Here is a 16,925-nt window from a genome sequence, read left to right as displayed (position 1 = left end):
CCGGACCATTTGACTTTTATGGCATTCGACTGGACGGGCAACCGGCATGAACACAGCAACGGATGATGGTGTGAAGGCCACGCCGCTTCTTTCGCTTCGCGGCATCAACATGACATTCGGCGGTGTCAAGGCGCTCAAAGACGTCTCCTTCGAAGTCTTGCCCGGCGAAGTGCATTGCCTGGCCGGCGAAAATGGCTCCGGCAAGAGCACGCTGATCAAGGTGATCTCCGGCGTCTATCGGCCTGCTGACGGCGCCGAGATCGTCTTCGACGGTGAGACGATATCCCACATGACGCCAGGCATGGCCCAGTCCCGCGGCATCCAGATCATCTGGCAGGATCTCGCGCTCTTTCCGGAAATGAGCGTGGCTGAGAATATCGCCTTCCAGACCCTTTCCGGTTCGCGCCCGCGCTTCGTCAATTATGCCGCGATCCGCGGAATAGCCGAGGAAGCACTCGCCCGCCTCGGCGTCACCCTCGACGTCGACAGACCCCTTAAGGATTTCGCCATCGCTCAGCGCCAGATCGTCGCCATTGCCCGCGCGCTGGTCGGAGAGGCCCGGATCGTCTTCATGGACGAGCCGACCGCCTCCCTCACCCAGTCGGAGACCGATCATCTGCTGGCGATCGTGCGCACGCTGTCGGCCTCGGGCGTTGCCGTGGTCTTCGTCAGCCATCGTCTTGCGGAGGTGCTGGAAATCTCCTCGCGCATCACCGTGCTGCGCGATGGCGCGCTGGTCGGGGTCTATCCGGTGGAGGGCATGACCCAGTCTAAGATCACCGAGCTGATGACCGGGCGCACCTTCGACCAGAATGTAGTCGCCCGCGACGTATCGCAGAACCCGGTCGTGCTTTCTGTCAGCAAGCTTTCCCGGCCTGGCGAGTTCGAGGACATCTCCTTTGATCTGCGCCGTGGCGAGACGCTCGGGATCACCGGCCTGCTTGGCTCCGGGCGCACCGAACTTGCCCTCACGCTGTTCGGCATGCGCCGGCCCGCCTCCGGAACGATCGTGTTGGAGGGAAAGCCGGTGCGCTTTGCCTCCAACCGCGAGGCGATCACATCAGGTGTCGCCTATCTCTCCGAAGACCGCCTTTCGCTCGGTCTCAACCAGCCGCAATCCATCGCCGACAATCTGGTCATGGCCTCGCTCAACCGCATCCTGAGCGGCCGGCTCATTTCGCCTGAAAAGAAGCGTTCGCTCGTCGCGCGCTGGATCGCCGATCTCGGCGTTAGGATCGGCAGGCAGGACGATGCGATCTCGACGCTTTCGGGCGGGAACCAGCAGCGCGTCGCCATTGCCAAATGGCTCGCCACCGATCCAAAGGTGCTGATCCTCGATGCGCCCACGGTGGGCGTCGATGTCGGCGCCCGCGCCGGCATCTTCGAAATCGTAGCGCGCCTTGCCGAGGCGGGGCTTGCGATCATCCTCATCTCGGACGAGGTGCCGGAGGTCTATTTCAACGCCGATCGGATCATCCATATGGAAAAGGGCCACATGGCCGGCTGGTACGATCCGCGCGCGACCACACTGAAGGACCTGGAGGCGACGGTTTATGCGTAAGCTGTTCCTGGCCTATACGACGGAATTCGTGCTGTTTGCCGTCATCATCGCGATGAGCATTGTCCTGGCTTTTACGACCGACCGCTTCATCACGCTCGGCAATGGGTTCGACCTGCTCAACATCAGCGCGGTCAATATCATCTTCGCCGTCGGCCTGCTCGTGGTGCTGATATCAGGCGGCATCGACATCTCCTTCGCCGTCGCCGCCTCGATCGTGCAATATGTCACTGCACTGGCGCTTGAGCGGATCGGCGGGGGCGGCTGGGTGTCCGGTCTGCTGATCGCGGCCGGTATCGGCATGGTGCTCGGGATGATCAACGCCTTCCTGATCCACCGCTTCCGGATCATCTCGATCGTCGCGACGATCGCGACCTTCAACGTCTATTTCGGCCTGCTGATGTTCTTCACCAAGGGCGTGTCGATCTACAATCTGCCCGACTGGCTGACGACCCGCGTCATCATCTACGAGCGCGAAATGGCCGATGGGAGCTGGGCTGAGATCACCTTGCCGGTTGTCGTCATGGCCGTCTGCACGCTCGCCACCTGGCTCTTCATTACCCGCACGACCACCGGCCGGCAGCTCTATGCCTTTGGCGACAATCCGGAAGGGGCGCGCCGCTTCGGCATCAATATCGGCGCCATGCAGTTCATCGCCTTCGGTTGGCTTGGATTGATGGCAGGCATCGCCGGTCTCATGCAGGCGCATTATGCGCAGGAGGTCGTGCCGAATGCACTTTATGGCCGCGAGCTCGATGTCCTGGCTGCGGTGGTACTCGGCGGCGCGCGGCTGGGCGGCGGCAAGGGCTCGGTGCTCGGTTGCGTGCTGGGCGTGCTGCTCGTCTCGATCACCCAGAACGGCCTCAACCTGATGGGCGTCTCGCCCTTCGCCTTCAAGATGATCGTCGGCGCGATCATCCTCGTTGCGATCACCTTGTCGAGCGCCCGCATCGGCAATCTGGTGCCGGTATTTGCGACTCGCAAATTGACCGGCGACAGGCCTGCAGACAGGGGAGAGAGCTGATGAACGCGCTCGCCGCCCGCTTCAACGCCATCTTCGGGGCCGACATGGCCGGTCCCCTCGCCGCACTGGCGGCCGTGCTGATCGTCTTCGGTGTCGCCTCGCCGCATTTCCTCACGAGCGCGACCTTCGGATCGGTCGCCTTTCAGCTTCCCGAGCTTGGCATCCTGACGCTTGCCATGCTGATGCCGATCCTCACCGGCGGCCTCAACCTTGCGATCACCTTCACCGCCAACATCGCCGGCCTGACGCTCGCCTGGACGCTGCAGGCCAATGGCGGCATCGATGCCGGCCCGGGCGCCTTCCTGCTCGGCTCGGCTCTGGCGCTCGCCGTCGGCGCGGCAAGCGGCCTGGTCATGGGCCTGGTCATCGCCTTTACCCGCGCCCATCCGATCCTCGTTTCGCTGTCGATGATGATCTTCCTGCGCGGCCTCGGCGAGTTCCTGACACGCGGCGGCGATATTTCGGGCTTCCCCACCTTCATCGCTCCGATCGGCCACGGCAGCATCCTCGGCATCCCGGTACCTTTGTTGATCCTGATCGCCTGCGTGATCGCCAGCCACATCCTGCTCTCGCGCTCCAAGCTCGGCTTTTCCACCTACATGATCGGCTCCAATATCGAGTCTGCCCGCTATTCCGGCATCAACACCCGCAAGGTCCTGGTGCTGGTCTACATGCTTTCCGGCGTGATGGCGGCGGTTGCCGGCATCATCATGCTTGCGCGCTTCAATTCGGTGCGCGTCGGCCACGGTGAGTCCTATCTGCTGATCACCGTGCTCGCCTGCTTTCTCGGCGGCATCAATCCTTTCGGCGGCTTCGGCCGCGTCCTGCCCGTTTTCGTGGCGCTCATCGTGCTGCAGCTCCTCTCTTCGGGGCTCAACCTGCTCGGCGCCAACCAGCATCTCACCACTGCCGTCTGGGGCATCCTGCTCATCGTCGTGATGGTGCTGCGATGGCTCTCGGCCAAGTTCATCAGAATCGTGAAATAGGAGATACGACCATGGAAGGTTTCGGCGTTCACACCAGCATGTGGACCATGAACTGGGATCGCGCAGGCGCCGAGAAGGCGATTGCCGGAGCCGTGCATTACAAAATGGACTTCATCGAGATCGCGCTGCTCAATGCGCCGGCTGTAGATACCAAACACACCCGCGACCTGCTCGAAAAGCACAAGCTGCGCGCCGTCTGCTCGCTCGGCCTGCCGGAACATGCCTGGGCATCCGTTCGCCCGGATGCGGCGATCGAGCATCTGAAGGTCGCGATCGAAAAGACTGCGGAAATGAACGCGGAAGCTCTGTCCGGCGTCATCTTCGGCGGCATCGGCGAGCGTACCGGCGTGCCGCCGACGCAAGGCGAATACGACAACATCGCCAAAGTGCTCGACGCGGCGGCAAAACATGCGAGGAAGTACGGCATCCAGCTCGGTGTCGAGGCCGTGAACCGCTATGAGAACCACCTGATCAATTCGGCGCAGCAGGCCGTCGACATGGTGGAGCGTGTCGGCGCCGACAACATCTTCGTTCACCTCGACACCTACCACATGAATATCGAGGAAAAGGGTGCGGCAAACGGCATCCTGATCGCCCGCGATCACCTAAAGTACATCCATCTTTCCGAAAGCGACCGCGGCACGCCGGGCTACGGCAACATCCCGTGGGATGCGATCTATGCCGCGCTTGCCGCAATCGGATTCAAGGGCGGGCTTGCGATGGAAAGCTTCATCAACATGCCGGTTGAGGTCGCCTATGGCCTGGCCGTCTGGCGCCCCGTTGCACGCGATATGGAAGAGGTCATGGGCAAAGGCCTGCCGTTCCTACGCAATAAGGCGGAACAATACGGTCTGATCTGACCCCAGTTGCCGGATATCGCCCATTCGGTTGCATCAGCCTTAAGTCGAGGCTGATGCTGGTCGTCCATAAGTCACAACCGCAGCGGCCACAGGGGTGCCCGGCTGAAGAGCTCTCGCCACCGCCGGCAAGACCATGCGCCCCATCTCTTCAGCAAATGTTGGAATTTCTTTCGGCTTGTGGGTACGAAATGACTGCTGAGAAATATCATACTCGTTGTGATATTGTTATTATTGCTTGTTACATTCATCCTCCTATGCCATTTTGCCTATTAAAATAAGACGCTTGAACGGCTCGCGCCTGGGCTCTAGTTTCGAAGAGATGGCGGCGTTTCGATCGACCATCGATATGGGGGAATCTTGGATGGCACGCATTACGCTGAGGCAACTGCTCGACCATGCTGCGGAGGAAGGCTACGGCGTTCCCGCTTTCAACATCAACAATATGGAGCAGGCGCTCGCCATCATGGAAGCCGCCGACGCGTGTCATGCGCCGGTTATCATGCAGGCGTCGCGCGGAGCCCGCGCCTATGCCCATGACATCATGTTGAAGCACATGATGGATGCCGTCGTCGAAATCTATCCGCATATTCCTGTCTGCGTGCATCTCGATCACGGCAACGATCCCTCCAATTGCATGACGGCGATCCAGGCGGGCTTCACCTCGGTGATGATGGATGGTTCGCTGAAGGCGGACGCCAAGACGCCCGCCGACTGGGCCTATAATGTCGGCGTCACCAAGATGGTGACCGATATGGCGCATTTCGGCGGCATCTCGGTGGAAGGCGAACTCGGCGTTCTCGGTTCCCTGGAGACCGGCATGGGCGAGGCCGAGGACGGCCACGGCGCCGAGGGCAAGCTTTCGCATGACCAGCTGCTGACCGATCCGGACGAAGCCGTGAAGTTCGTGCGCGAAACCAAGGTCGATGCGCTCGCTATAGCGATGGGCACATCGCATGGCGCTTACAAGTTCACCCGCAAGCCGGACGGTTCGGTGCTGGCGATGAACGTCATCGAAGAAATTCACCGCAAGCTCCCGAACACGCATCTCGTCATGCATGGCTCGTCCTCGGTCCCGATCGAGCTGCAGGAGATCATCAACAAATATGGCGGTCAGATGAAGCCGACATGGGGAGTGCCGGTCGAGGAAATTCAGCGCGGCATCAAGAACGGTGTGCGCAAGGTCAACATCGATACCGATGGCAGAATGGCGATGACCGGTCAAATCCGCCGCGTGCTGCAGGAGGACCCGAGCGAGTTCGACCCGCGCAAATATCTGAAGCCGGCAATGACGGCGCTGACCAAGCTCTGCAAGGAGCGCTTCGAACAGTTCGGCACGGCCGGTATGGCGGGCCGCATCACGCCCCTTCCCGTTGCGGAAATGGCGAAGCGTTACAAGTCCGGTTCACTCGATCCGGCTTTCTCCTGAAACTGGGCTAGCCCGAGGCCGGGCGGGGTGCCTTTTCCGGCTCGGCGGCGACAGGTCCGCCCGTCAGTGCTTGGCCGTGGAAGCGGCTCAGCTGGCTGACAACATCCTCGATTTCGCTTGCCGTTCGTTCGGCATTCCAATCGAGCGCCGCCCCGACAACGCCGGCGATTTCCCGCAGGCCTTCCAGCGTCAACCGGCCCTCGATCGCAAGCGTCGTGCGGCGCATCACGATGTCCGACAGGTGGACGGCGAGTTCGTTCCGGGCGATCCAGTCGATCTCCCGGAAACTGTAACGCGACGCACCGGTCAGGCGCTGTTCGTCGGAATAGCTTGAGGGGGAAGAAAGCAGGGCCACAGCCGTCGTGCCGTAGCGGCCGAGCAGTTCGTCAGCTCGCTCGGCAACAACGCCGCTGCGTGACGCCATATCCCTGATCCAGGCGTTACGTTGCTTGGCCTCAGCCGGAAAGGCCTTGCCGCCGCCGATCGCGAGATAGCGCGTCGACTGGCTGCGGCTGCGCTGCAGCCGGGCGAGAATGGTGTCGGCGACCTCTTCCGCAAAGCCGCGGAATGTCGTCCACTTGCCTCCCACCAGCGAAATGATCGGAAAAGGTCTGCCGTCCTCTGGCTCCTTCACCGGCGCGGAGTGATCGCGGCTGATCAGCCCTGGTACGGTCGCATCCGATGCAGGTAGCGGGCGGATGCCACTATAGCTGTAAACGATCTGGTTGTGATCGAAGCGCAGCGTCGGCAGCAGCGAGCGGACGCTTTCGAGGAAATACTCCGTTTCGGGCTCTTCGCAGGAGACGTTGTCCGGATCATCCGCGGGAATGTCGGTCGAGCCGACCAGCGCCAGCCCGAGATAGTCGTAGACCAGGCAGATGCGGCCGTCGTCGGCCTCGAAATAGATCATGTGGCCGTTGAGGCTTCGCACCAATTCGGGATGGTCAAGCAGGATGTGGGAACCCTTCGTGCCGCCGATCAGGTGCGATGGAGCGCCGAGCAACGTGTTGACGTGATCGATCCAAGGACCTGCCGCATTGACGACCAGCTTGGGAGCGACGCCGAACTCGCGACCATCAGGCTGCCGGAAGGTCAAACGCCCGTCTGAAACGGCGGCCAGTGTCGCGAAATTCGCCGCGAGGCTCCCCGCATTCGCGTCGAGACCATCACGCACGAGCTCATAGACGAGCCGCTCCGGCCTGCTGATCTTGGCATCGTAATAGATGCCGCCGGCGACGATGGCAGGCGTAATATGCGGCATTTCCTTGCGCGCCTGTTTCTTCAGGATCAGCCGGTGGCGCGGCATGACCTGGTCGCGCGAACCGAAGAAGTCGTAGAGCCGAAGCCCGATCTTGATGAGAACCGCACCACGGCTGCGCGGCGCCGTCTTCGACCCGAAGAGCGTCCGGATCGCTGCCCAGATTCCGCGTGTCCAGGAAAAGACCGGAATGAAGGTCGGCAGCGGCTCGACGCAATGCGGCGCGTTCTTGAGCAGGAGGTTGCGCTCAAGCGTCGACTGCGCAACCAGTCCGAACTCACCCGTTTCCAGATATTTCAGGCCGCCGTGAATGAGCCGCGATGGTGCGGCGCTCGTGCCGGAGGCAAAGTCGGCCTTGTCGACGATCAGGCAATTGACACCCTGTAGCGAGAGGTCGCGGAACAGGCCGGCACCGTTGATGCCCGCCCCGATGATCAAAACGTCGATATCGTTCTCGCCGAGATTCGAGAAGCGCTGCTGCAAATCGGGGGTCATGCTCATCGTCCTCAATCGCCCGCCGCTGCAGGCATTTGTCTTTTCAGTTTGCCGATTGCTCCGGCGCAAGCGCGGCAATCCTAGGCCAAAGGGGGATCATCGCGTCGGCAATGTCGCGGAATACCTGGTAACGCTTTTCATAATCCGCGCTGCGCGCCGCATCCGGCCGGCAAGTTTTCGCGATGGAGGCCGTGTCGCGCGGATCGCTCTGCGGATCGGCAAAGATACCGGCGCCCGAGCCGGCACAAAGCGCAGCACCCCAGGCGGCCGCCTCATCGGTCTCGGTGACCGTGACCGGCATGCCAAGCACATCGGCAAACATCTGCACGACGGCAGGATTGCGCGAGACGCCACCGGCGAGCCGCGCCTGATCGAAGGCAAAGCCGTCGCGAAGCGCGTCGACATGGATGCGATGATTGAAAGCGATGCCCTCAAGCACGGCGCGCAGCATATCGCCGCGGTCGTGCCATCCACCGAGCCCGAAGAAGCCGGCGCTGGCTGCTGCGCCATAAGGCGAGCCGAACAGATAGGGATGGAAGAGCGCCGTCGAGGGGCGCTCGAAAGCGGCGTCGATCTCGGGCGCCAGTAGGGCGTGGATCGAGTTGCCTTGCACCTCGCCATTCTTCCGTTCGGCAGCGCAGAGCGTGTCCAGAAACCAGTCGTAATTGGCCGTCGATGCCGGAGAGATCGACATGCTGTTCCAGATGCCGGGTGCAATCCCGTTACGGCAGAACCAGCGCCGGTCGACACGCGGTTCCGACGAAAGCGTTTCGTTGATCGAATAGGTTCCGGCAATGACTGCGACAACGCCCTTGGCATAGCCCCCTGCCCCGAGCGCCGAGGCCGTGACGTCGTGCAGACCGGCAACGACAGCCGTCCCTTCGGCAAGGCCCGTCAGTTGCGCGGCTTCACGGGTCACGCGTCCGACGATCTGGTCGGAGCGCGAGGCCGGCGGCAGGGCGTGGACGAGATCCTGCAATCCAAACAGCCGAAGGGCGTCCTCGCTGTAGTTCTGCGTTTTGACATTGGTGAAGGAGGTGCTCGCTTCGGTGCGGTCCGTACCGATGATCCCGGTCAGGCAGAACCGCAGCCAGTCCTTGCAGCTGCAGAAATGGCCGATGCGCTTATAGCGTTCAGGCTCCATTTCGCGGATCCAGGCAAGCAATGCCGATGGCGCGGAGACGTGCGGGATCTGTCCCGTCAGTTCGATCGCCAGGTCGGCGACATCGCTCTGCGTCCACCGGTCGACGATCGCCCCTGCCCGGCTGTCCAGCGAGAGAATGGCCCGGCCAAGCGGCTTCCGGGCGTGATCGAGCAGGTAGATGCCGTCTCCATGCGCGGTAGCGGCAATGCCCTCTATGTCGCTTGCCGGTCGTCCGCTGAGGGAAATCGCTTCGCGAATGGCATCGGCCGTCGCGTTCCACAATTCATCCATGTCGCGCTCGATATGGCGTGCCTTCCGAATGAACTGCGTGACGCGACGTCGGGCGACTGCAAGCGGCGTGCCGTCGATATCGAAGATGACTGCCTTGGTGACTGTCAAACCACTATCAATCCCGAGCAGTGTCGGCATTCAGATTTACCTCACGAGGAGCAACGGGCCGGCGCCGTCAGGAGCGCCCTCCGGCGCCCTTGGCGATGACCACGTTGATATCTCTGGACCGCATGCGGTCGATGTGCACCGGCTGGGTCTTGTCGTCGACGATGACGACGTCGAATTCATCCAGTGCTGCGAAACTGTGGAGCGCACGCCGTTCGAACTTGGTATGATCGGCAAGCAGGATGCGTTTTACGGAACAGTCGAACATGGCGCGCTTGGTATCGACTGTTTCAGGAGACTGGTGCAGCACCGTGCCATCGCTGATCGCCGACATCGAGATGAACGCGACATCGGCCCTGAGAGCCTTGATCTCGTTGATGGTCATGCGACCCATGAAGGCATTGCACCAATTGTAATACTGGCCGCCGAGGGCGAGCAGCGTCACGTCGTGCAGGCCCGTCAGCGCATTCATCAGCGTCAGGGAATTGGTGATTGCGGTGACCGGCGCCTTCGACGGCAGATGTGCCGCCATCTGGAGAACCGTGGTCGAGTCATCGAAAAAGATCGCCTGCCCCGGTTCGACGAATTGCATTGCCGCCTCGGCGATCAGCTTCTTTTCGGCCGACTGACGGTTCGAGCGGTAGACGTCGCTGGATTCGATGAGATTGGTCGCCGCCGCCGTGACGATGCCGCGCGTCTTCCTGAAGAGGCCGCGGCTGACGAGTTCATCGACGTCGCGATGAGCCGTCATCAGGCTGATCCCAAAGCGGTCGGTCAGGTCTTCAATCCGCATCGAGCCTTCACCCATCACGGCCTCTGCAATCATGCGGCGGCGCGCGATCTGGCGCGTCTGCCGGCTGTCGCTGGTGAGTTGGTCCAACAGATCGTCGTCCCGGCTGGTCTTCTGTGTCACGGGTCACCCCTGTCGCTGAATTGTGGATCCCAGCTTCGTACAGTGATTGCCGCGCCAAGGCAAAAAGGCGAAGAGCAACCGGTGATTGAACCGCCGGCCATCGCTTCCAGCATGAAAGTGAGGGCGCTCTTGCGAGCGCCCTCTTCTGTTTACTGAGCCAGAACGAACGGGCCAGTGTACTTGTCGATGTTGTCCTTGGTGATCAACAGGCAATCGAAGAGCTGCTTCTCGCTCTTGGCGCCGGTGTTACCCGTCTTGATGAGATTGTCGGCCTGCTTGACGGCTTCTTCGGAGAAGACGGCAACCGGTTGGAGAACGGTGTATTGGAGTTCGCCCGCCTTGATGGCAGCAACGGCATCCGGCGAACCGTCGAAGCCGCCGACCTTCACATTGGCGAGCTTGCCGGCTTCCTTGAGCGCGGCGATCGCACCGAGCGCCATTTCGTCATTGCCAGAGATGACGCCGACGATATCCGGGTTGGCTTGCAGCATGGACTGCATCTTGTTGTGGCCCTGGGTACGGTCCCAGTTGGCAACTTCCTTGGCGACCTTTTTCAGATCCGGATACTGCGAAAGGACAGTCTCGTAGCCATTCGACCGCGTCGCCGCGTTGTTGTCGGACGGAGCGCCGAAGAGTTCGGCATAGTTGCCCTTGTCGCCGATCGCTTCGACCCATTGCTGCGCGCCGAGAGCGGCGCCCTGTGCGTTGTTGGAAACAAGCTGCGCCTTGGCCAGGCCTTCCTGGTTGATTTCGGCGTTGACGAGGATGACCGGGATGCCGGCAGCAACGGCCTTCTTGACCGCACCGACGGAACCGTCGGCGTTTGCCGGGTCGAGGATGATCGCCACCGACTTGTTGGTGATCGCGGTATCGATCAGGTTGCTTTCGGTGTTGGTGTCACCCTTGTGGGCATTGACCGAGGCGGTGTAGCCGAGCTTCTCGGCAGTAGCCTTGGCGACATTGCCTTCCGTCAACCAATAGGGATTCGACGGATCGTTGACGATGATCGTCATCATGCCCGCTGCCCAAGCCGAGCTTGCTAGAAGCGGTGCTACAGCCGCGGCGGCCAGAAGTATGCGCATGCCTTTCTTAAACATAGTCTCTCTCCCATTCGTGAGCTTAGTTATTGCCGGGGATCCGGCAGGGCTTTCCGCAATCGGCTTCGTGGATTCCAATCTGCCGTCGTGGATAAGTTTCGGTCTTAGCCGTCAGGACGATTTGACCCGGCGGCCGTATTGGATGCTGTTCATGAGGACGGCGAGAACGATCACAGCGCCGGTGAACACGGTCTGCCAGTAGGCCGAGACGCCGATGATCACGAGGCCGTCCGAAAGGAAGCCGATGACGAAGGCGCCGAGCATGGTGCCGCGAACCGTACCGCGGCCGCCGGTCAGCGCCGCGCCGCCGATGACCACGGCTGCGATTGCCGTCAGCTCGTAGGTTGTGCCTGCCGTCGGACCGGCTGAAGTCAGCTGCGAGGAGAGGACCAGACCGGCGATCGCAGCACAGACGCCCGAAAGCACATAGACGATGATCTTCACACGCTTGACCGGGACACCGGAGAGGTCGGCGGCTCGCTCGTTACCGCCTGAGGCATAGAGCCAGCGGCCGAAGGCGGTGCGGCTCAGCACGATGCCGCAAATGATGGCGAGAACCGCAAGCACGATGACACCGATCGGAATGCCTGCGAGCCGGTTGAAGCCGAGCCAGTCGAAACCGGTATTGCCGAGTTCCGGACGGCCACCGAGATTGTTGTAGGTCAGGCCGTTGGTCATCAAGAGCGCGATACCGCGGGCGACGTAGAGCACGCCGAGCGAGGCGACGAAGGCCGGCACCTTGAGATAGGCGATCAGCACGCCGTTGACCGCACCGACCAGCGCACCGAGCGCACATGTGATGACGACGACGGCCCAGACCGGCGGATAGAGGATGACGCCGAAATAGGTGAGCGTGACGCCGTGCATCAGGAAACCGGCGATGCAGCCTGCAAGCCCCAGTGTCGAGCCGACCGACAGATCGATACCGCCATTGAGGATAACGAGCAGCATGCCGATCGCCAGAATGCCGAAGATCGCGACGTGCGACGCCATGATCAGGAAGTTGTTCAGCGTGAAGTAATAGGGCGACAGGAACGAGAAGACCGCAATGATGACGATCAGCGCGAAGAAGGCCCGGCCCTCCAGGATGAGACGCACGATATTGGTATTGCGCTTCGGCCCGCTGGAAACTGATTTCTTTTCGGTGACGTTCGTGACTGACATAATCAGTGCTCCATAATCCAGGCTAGTGCGCGATCACGGCTTCGCCGGAGGCGGCCATGATCTTTTCCTTGGTGACATCCGAGCCGAACTCGGCCGATATCCTGCCGCGGTGCATGACGATGATGCGGTGTGCGATACTCAGGCATTCATTGACTTCGGACGTCGAATAGATGACCGCCAATCCCTGCTTGGCGCGCTCCGCGAGCAATTTGAAAACTTCCGCCTTGGCGCCGATGTCGATGCCGCGGCTTGGCTCATCAAGCAGGATGACCTTTGGCTGGGTTGCCAGCATCTTGCCGATGACGACCTTCTGCTGGTTGCCGCCGGAGAGCGAGCCGATCGACGCAGCACCGCCATCGGTTTTCACATGCACCCGCCGGATCGCGTCATTGACGAGATCGCGCTCCCGATGGCCGGAGGTGAAAAGCCCTTTGGTGAAGGCGCGGATACTCGCAAGCGACAGATTGGAGCCGACCGTCATCGTCTGGACGAGGCCGTCGCGCTGGCGATCTTCGGGCACGAGCACGAGACCGCTGGCAATGCGCCCGGCGATGCTGAGCCCGCTGACGTCCTGTCCTTCGAGCAGAACCTGTCCGCCACTTGCGCGCAGACGTCCGGCAATGCACTCGAGCAGTTCCGTGCGCCCCGCGCCCATCAGCCCGTAGATGCAGACGATTTCGCCGGCACGCACCTTGAGCGACAGACGATCGACTGCATTATAGGCAGCGCCGGAGGGGCCGGGGACACTGAGGTTTTCGATGGAAAGCGAGAGGTTTCCGAACGGGTGACCTTGCGGCGGGCTGCCAAGGTCGAAATTCTCGCCGACCATGTTGCGGACGATCCATTCGAGATCGATGTCCTTGCGCTCGGCATAGGCCGTCATGTTTCCGTCGCGCAGAACGACGGCGTGATGGGTGATCTGCAGCGCCTCTTCCAGATGATGCGAGATGTAGACGATCGACACGCCACGGCTCGTCAGGTCGTGGATGACCTTGAAGAGCACTTCCACCTCCGTCGCGCTCAGCGCCGAGGTCGGCTCGTCCATGATCAGGATGCGCGAATTGACGGAGAGTGCCCGGGCAATTTCGACAATCTGCTGCTGGCCGAGGCGAAGATCCTCGACCCGCGTCAGCGGATCGATGTCTTCCTCGAGCTCTTCCATCAGCGCCCGGGTCTGACGCTCCTCTTCAGCGAAATCGACGACACCGCCCTTGATGATCTCGCGGCCCATGAAAATATTGTCGCGGACACTGAGATTGGGGGCCAGGCTGAGCTCCTGATGGATGATGGAGATCCCGCACTCGCGCGCATGGGTCGACGAGGTAAAGCTGATCGGTGAGCCGTCGAGAACGATCTCGCCGGAGCTTGGCTGCGCCACACCCGAAAGGATCTTCATCAGGGTCGACTTGCCCGCGCCGTTCTCCCCGAACAGCGTTGTGACCTGGCCGCGATGGATGTCGAAGTTCACTCCCTTGAGGGCGTGAACGCTGCCGTAGGATTTTGCTATGTTGCGGGCAGCGAGGACCACCTCGCCTTTCGCCCCGTTGCTGCGTTGCGGCTGGTTCATTTGAGCTCGACCTTTACCGGCGTGACCAGCCAGTTCTTCGGGTTGATGAGCTTGAAGACGCCGACCACGGTCGCCTGCTTTCCGTCCAGGGCGTCAGCATCCAGGCCCGCGAAAACCGCCTTCTTCATCTCGTTATTGATGGCCGAGCCGGCATCCTGATACTGGATCTGGTTGGTAAACTGGCCGAATTCGATGGTGCCGGTTGCATCGCGGAGGTCCGTGCCGTTGACCGCAGGGCCGGTCTGGACACGGACCACCGTCTCGGGAGGCAACCCATCGATCTTCATTTCGTTGGTGTTCGACTTGCGGGCGCCGAAAACGCCGGTCAGCGTGACGGGGATGACCGGTCCGGTGCTCGTCGCGGTACCGTATTTCTCGGCCGCCGCCTTCTTGTCGGCGGCAATGGCGGCCGCGAGATCGGCGGCGGCAACGGCCCGCTCCTCGACATTCGCCTTGATCTTCGGGAACTGCTCGGCGCCGAAGGTTTCCGGAGAGAATGCCTGCTGGCGGACATCGTTTTCGGAGCCGATCCTGACGACCGTCGTATCGAACGCGATCGCTGCAACGACGATGGCCGTCAACGCCGCGCTGACAAGGAGCGTGCGATTGCTGCTGCTCGGCTTTGATGCTGGATAATCGGGCGATGTACTCATGTCCGTTCGGCCTTTGGGCTTGGAATAGCGAGGTGAAGAAGGCTAGCGCGATGATGACCGCAGACGGGCTGAAGCACTGCGTCGCACTGGAACGGAAGCCGGCGGGCCGCCCGCAAGAGCGCAACTCTGGACGAAAATTCGCATCGGAAGCCTCCTCAACAAGACCGGCGATTGTCTCCTCCAGCCGCCTTGGCCTGCAATTCTCCATCAGGAAGGGACTTCCGTGATAGAAGTATGTTATTTATGCCGTAGATGATGTTATATATTTTATAAGCTGTCAACGGCACTTTCGTGGCAACTTGACTGAAATGCACGACCTCACATCTTGTTCATCACGCTGCGGTGCAGCAAAAAGCGGCGGCAAATGCAGACACTTTCACATCTGTCATTCAGCCGCATAATTTCGCCATCCACATGTTTTTTAACTATTATCTCACAGCTGCAGCATTGCGCGCTCTGCCGCTTTTGACGCCACCTGCCGATAGCGCGGCGGCGGGGAAGCAAACTCCCTACTCCTCTATTTTAGATGAAAAAAATTACACCGCTAGAAAAATCTTACTAGCATTATGGTATCTTTATGTTATCTTTTCGAGCGAGCTTAGGATGGTTTCTGCGGCGCGCCGATCCTGGGATTTGCCGAAGTGGCCGCGCTTGCCGTTGCTCGTGAAAGAACCGAAGTTGGCAGCCGCATGCATCATCGCAGAGAGTTAGGGATCGGGAGGATTTCAGATGAATTTGATGCGCGTATGGCCCGCCGCGGCGCTTGCGGTGGTGGCGAGATAGGCCTGCAATGACATGACCGAGAAGATTATCATTGGGATAGATGCCGGCACCTCGGTCATCAAGGCTGTCGCCTTCGATCTGTCCGGCCGCCAGATCGCCACTGCCTCCGTGCGCAATAGATACGCCACCGGAGACGATGGCTCGGCAACGCAGTCGCTGGATCAGACCTGGCTCGATTGCGCCAGCGCGTTGCGTGGCCTCGGCGAAAAAGTCCCTGATCTTGCATCCCGCACCGCAGCTATCGCCGTCACCGGACAGGGCGACGGAACCTGGCTCGTCGGCCGCGGCAATCGGCCGGTCGCCGACGCCTGGCTGTGGCTCGATGCGCGCGCCGCGCCGACAGTGACGTCGCTCGCCGGCGGAACGCAGAACCGTGCCCGCTTCGAGGCAACAGGCACCGGGCTCAACACTTGCCAGCAGGGCGCGCAACTTGCCCATATGGACCGCTTCACGCCGGATCTTCTCGATCGGGCGGAGACGGCGCTGCACTGCAAGGACTGGCTCTATCTCAACCTCACAGGCGTGCGGGCAACCGATCCATCGGAGGCGAGTTTCACCTTCGGCAATTTCAGAACGCGCCAGTATGATGCAGTCGTGATCGACGCGCTCGGCCTTGACCATAGACGCAGGCTCCTGCCCGAAATCATCGACGGCAGCGAGATCAGCCACCCACTGACATCGCAGGCGGCGAAGGCCTGTGGGCTTCTTGCCGGAACGCCAGTCTGCCTCGGCTATGTCGACATGGTGATGACGGCGCTTGGTGCAGGCGTGCGCAGCGGCGCTCACAACGCCGCCTGCTCGACGATCGGCTCGACCGGCGTGCACTTGCGCGCCAAGTCCGTTGCCGATGTTCAGCTCAATCGTGAAGGGACCGGCTATGTGATCGCCCTGCCTATCCCCGGCATCGTCACCCAGGTCCAGACGAATATGGGCGCCACGATCAACGTCGACTGGATCCTCGACGTCGCCGCCTATCTGATGGCCGAGGCAGGAAAGCCTGCTTCGCATGCAGACCTCATTGCGCGCATCGACGGCTGGTTTGCAGAAAGCCGGCCGGGGTCGGTGCTTTACCATCCCTACATTTCCGAAGCGGGCGAACGTGGGCCTTTCGTCAACGCCAATGCGCGCGCGGGCTTCACCGGGCTTTCGATGCGTCACGGCTTCCCCGACCTGCTGCGCAGCGTGGTCGAAGGGTTGGGGCTTGCCACCCGCGACTGCTACGCGGCGATGGGCGCGATGCCCGAAGAGCTGCGGGTCACCGGCGGGGCAACACGCTCCGTCGCCCTTCGCCGCTCACTTTCGGCCGCCGTCAACGCACCGATCCGCCAGTCGCGCCGCGAGGAGACCGGGGCGGCCGGCGTGGCGATGATGGCCGCGGTGGCTGTCGGCGTCTATTCCAGCATGGACGATTGCATTGCCGACTGGGTGACGCCGCTGCTCGGCGATCCGGAGATACCGGATGCCAGCGAGGCCCACAGGTTCCACCGGCTTTTTTCTGCCTACACCGATGTACGCCAGGCAATGGCGCCCGCCTGGGACAAGCTTGCCGAAGCCGCAACGACGTCGCCGCTGGGCGCGTAATTCTGATGCAGCAGGCATTG

General features: G+C 61.5%; 14 protein-coding genes. 7 read left to right on the top strand and 7 right to left on the bottom strand.

The annotated features are described in order from the left end of the window. The first annotated feature begins 46 nt into the window (after positions 1-46). The 5 genes from BS630_RS32475 to fba all read left to right on the top strand — a co-directional run bounded on the left by BS630_RS32475 (position 47) and on the right by fba (position 5,854). Positions 47-1,561: a sugar ABC transporter ATP-binding protein gene (locus BS630_RS32475; protein WP_077980720.1), complete on the top strand. Its 1,515-nt coding sequence runs from the start codon at positions 47-49 to the stop codon at positions 1,559-1,561. Next, positions 1,554-2,582 carry an ABC transporter permease gene (locus tag BS630_RS32470; RefSeq protein ID WP_025397350.1) on the top strand — a complete coding sequence of 343 codons (1,029 nt, stop codon included), beginning with the start codon at positions 1,554-1,556 and terminating at the stop codon, positions 2,580-2,582. Before BS630_RS32475 ends, BS630_RS32470 begins: the two co-directional genes overlap by 8 nt. Further along, on the top strand, positions 2,582-3,568 hold the full coding sequence (locus tag BS630_RS32465; RefSeq protein WP_025397351.1) for an ABC transporter permease: 987 nt from the start codon (positions 2,582-2,584) through the stop codon (positions 3,566-3,568). The genes BS630_RS32470 and BS630_RS32465 overlap by 1 nt, the downstream gene beginning before the upstream one ends. A gap of 11 nt (positions 3,569-3,579) precedes the next feature. Continuing rightward, positions 3,580-4,428 (top strand): sugar phosphate isomerase/epimerase family protein, encoded by an 849-nt coding sequence (locus BS630_RS32460; protein ID WP_025397352.1) that lies wholly within the window; start codon positions 3,580-3,582, stop codon positions 4,426-4,428. Positions 4,429-4,789: 361 nt separating this feature from the next. After that, positions 4,790-5,854 (top strand): class II fructose-bisphosphate aldolase, encoded by a 1,065-nt coding sequence (gene fba, locus BS630_RS32455; RefSeq protein ID WP_025397353.1) that lies wholly within the window; start codon positions 4,790-4,792, stop codon positions 5,852-5,854. Between the two features lie 7 nt (positions 5,855-5,861). Here the strand turns inward: fba and BS630_RS32450 are convergent, their stop codons facing one another. From BS630_RS32450 to BS630_RS32420, 7 genes are all read right to left on the bottom strand, one after another. Then, on the bottom strand, positions 5,862-7,613 hold the full coding sequence (locus tag BS630_RS32450) for a glycerol-3-phosphate dehydrogenase/oxidase (protein WP_077980719.1): 1,752 nt from the start codon (positions 7,611-7,613) through the stop codon (positions 5,862-5,864). 37 nt (positions 7,614-7,650) lie between these two features. Further along, positions 7,651-9,180 (bottom strand): FGGY-family carbohydrate kinase, encoded by a 1,530-nt coding sequence (locus BS630_RS32445; RefSeq protein WP_077980718.1) that lies wholly within the window; start codon positions 9,178-9,180, stop codon positions 7,651-7,653. A 37-nt stretch (positions 9,181-9,217) separates the two neighbouring features. Further along, on the bottom strand, positions 9,218-10,060 hold the full coding sequence (locus tag BS630_RS32440) for a DeoR/GlpR family DNA-binding transcription regulator (RefSeq protein ID WP_062941572.1): 843 nt from the start codon (positions 10,058-10,060) through the stop codon (positions 9,218-9,220). Positions 10,061-10,209: 149 nt separating this feature from the next. After that, positions 10,210-11,157, bottom strand: a complete 948-nt coding sequence (locus tag BS630_RS32435; protein WP_003550839.1) for a D-ribose ABC transporter substrate-binding protein — start codon at positions 11,155-11,157, stop codon at positions 10,210-10,212. 111 nt (positions 11,158-11,268) lie between these two features. Continuing rightward, positions 11,269-12,321: an ABC transporter permease gene (locus BS630_RS32430; protein ID WP_003562489.1), complete on the bottom strand. Its 1,053-nt coding sequence runs from the start codon at positions 12,319-12,321 to the stop codon at positions 11,269-11,271. 22 nt (positions 12,322-12,343) lie between these two features. Further along, positions 12,344-13,888: a sugar ABC transporter ATP-binding protein gene (locus BS630_RS32425; protein ID WP_077980717.1), complete on the bottom strand. Its 1,545-nt coding sequence runs from the start codon at positions 13,886-13,888 to the stop codon at positions 12,344-12,346. After that, entirely contained in the window at positions 13,885-14,541 is a 657-nt protein-coding gene (locus BS630_RS32420) for a DUF2291 domain-containing protein (RefSeq protein WP_077980716.1), read from the bottom strand. The genes BS630_RS32425 and BS630_RS32420 overlap by 4 nt, the downstream gene beginning before the upstream one ends. A gap of 342 nt (positions 14,542-14,883) precedes the next feature. On the opposite strand from BS630_RS32420, the gene BS630_RS37155 reads away from it, so the two are divergent. After that, positions 14,884-15,252 (top strand): hypothetical protein, encoded by a 369-nt coding sequence (locus tag BS630_RS37155; RefSeq protein WP_158081441.1) that lies wholly within the window; start codon positions 14,884-14,886, stop codon positions 15,250-15,252. An 84-nt stretch (positions 15,253-15,336) separates the two neighbouring features. Continuing rightward, a complete protein-coding gene (locus BS630_RS32410; RefSeq protein WP_077980715.1) occupies positions 15,337-16,905 on the top strand; it encodes an FGGY-family carbohydrate kinase in 1,569 nt (522 codons plus the stop codon). Positions 16,906-16,925: the final 20 nt, after the last annotated feature.

The organism is Rhizobium laguerreae, assembly GCF_002008165.1.
GTDB lineage: Bacteria > Pseudomonadota > Alphaproteobacteria > Rhizobiales > Rhizobiaceae > Rhizobium > Rhizobium laguerreae.
Note: the sequence above shows the minus strand (reverse complement) of the source record. Positions and strands in the feature narration are given on the sequence as shown.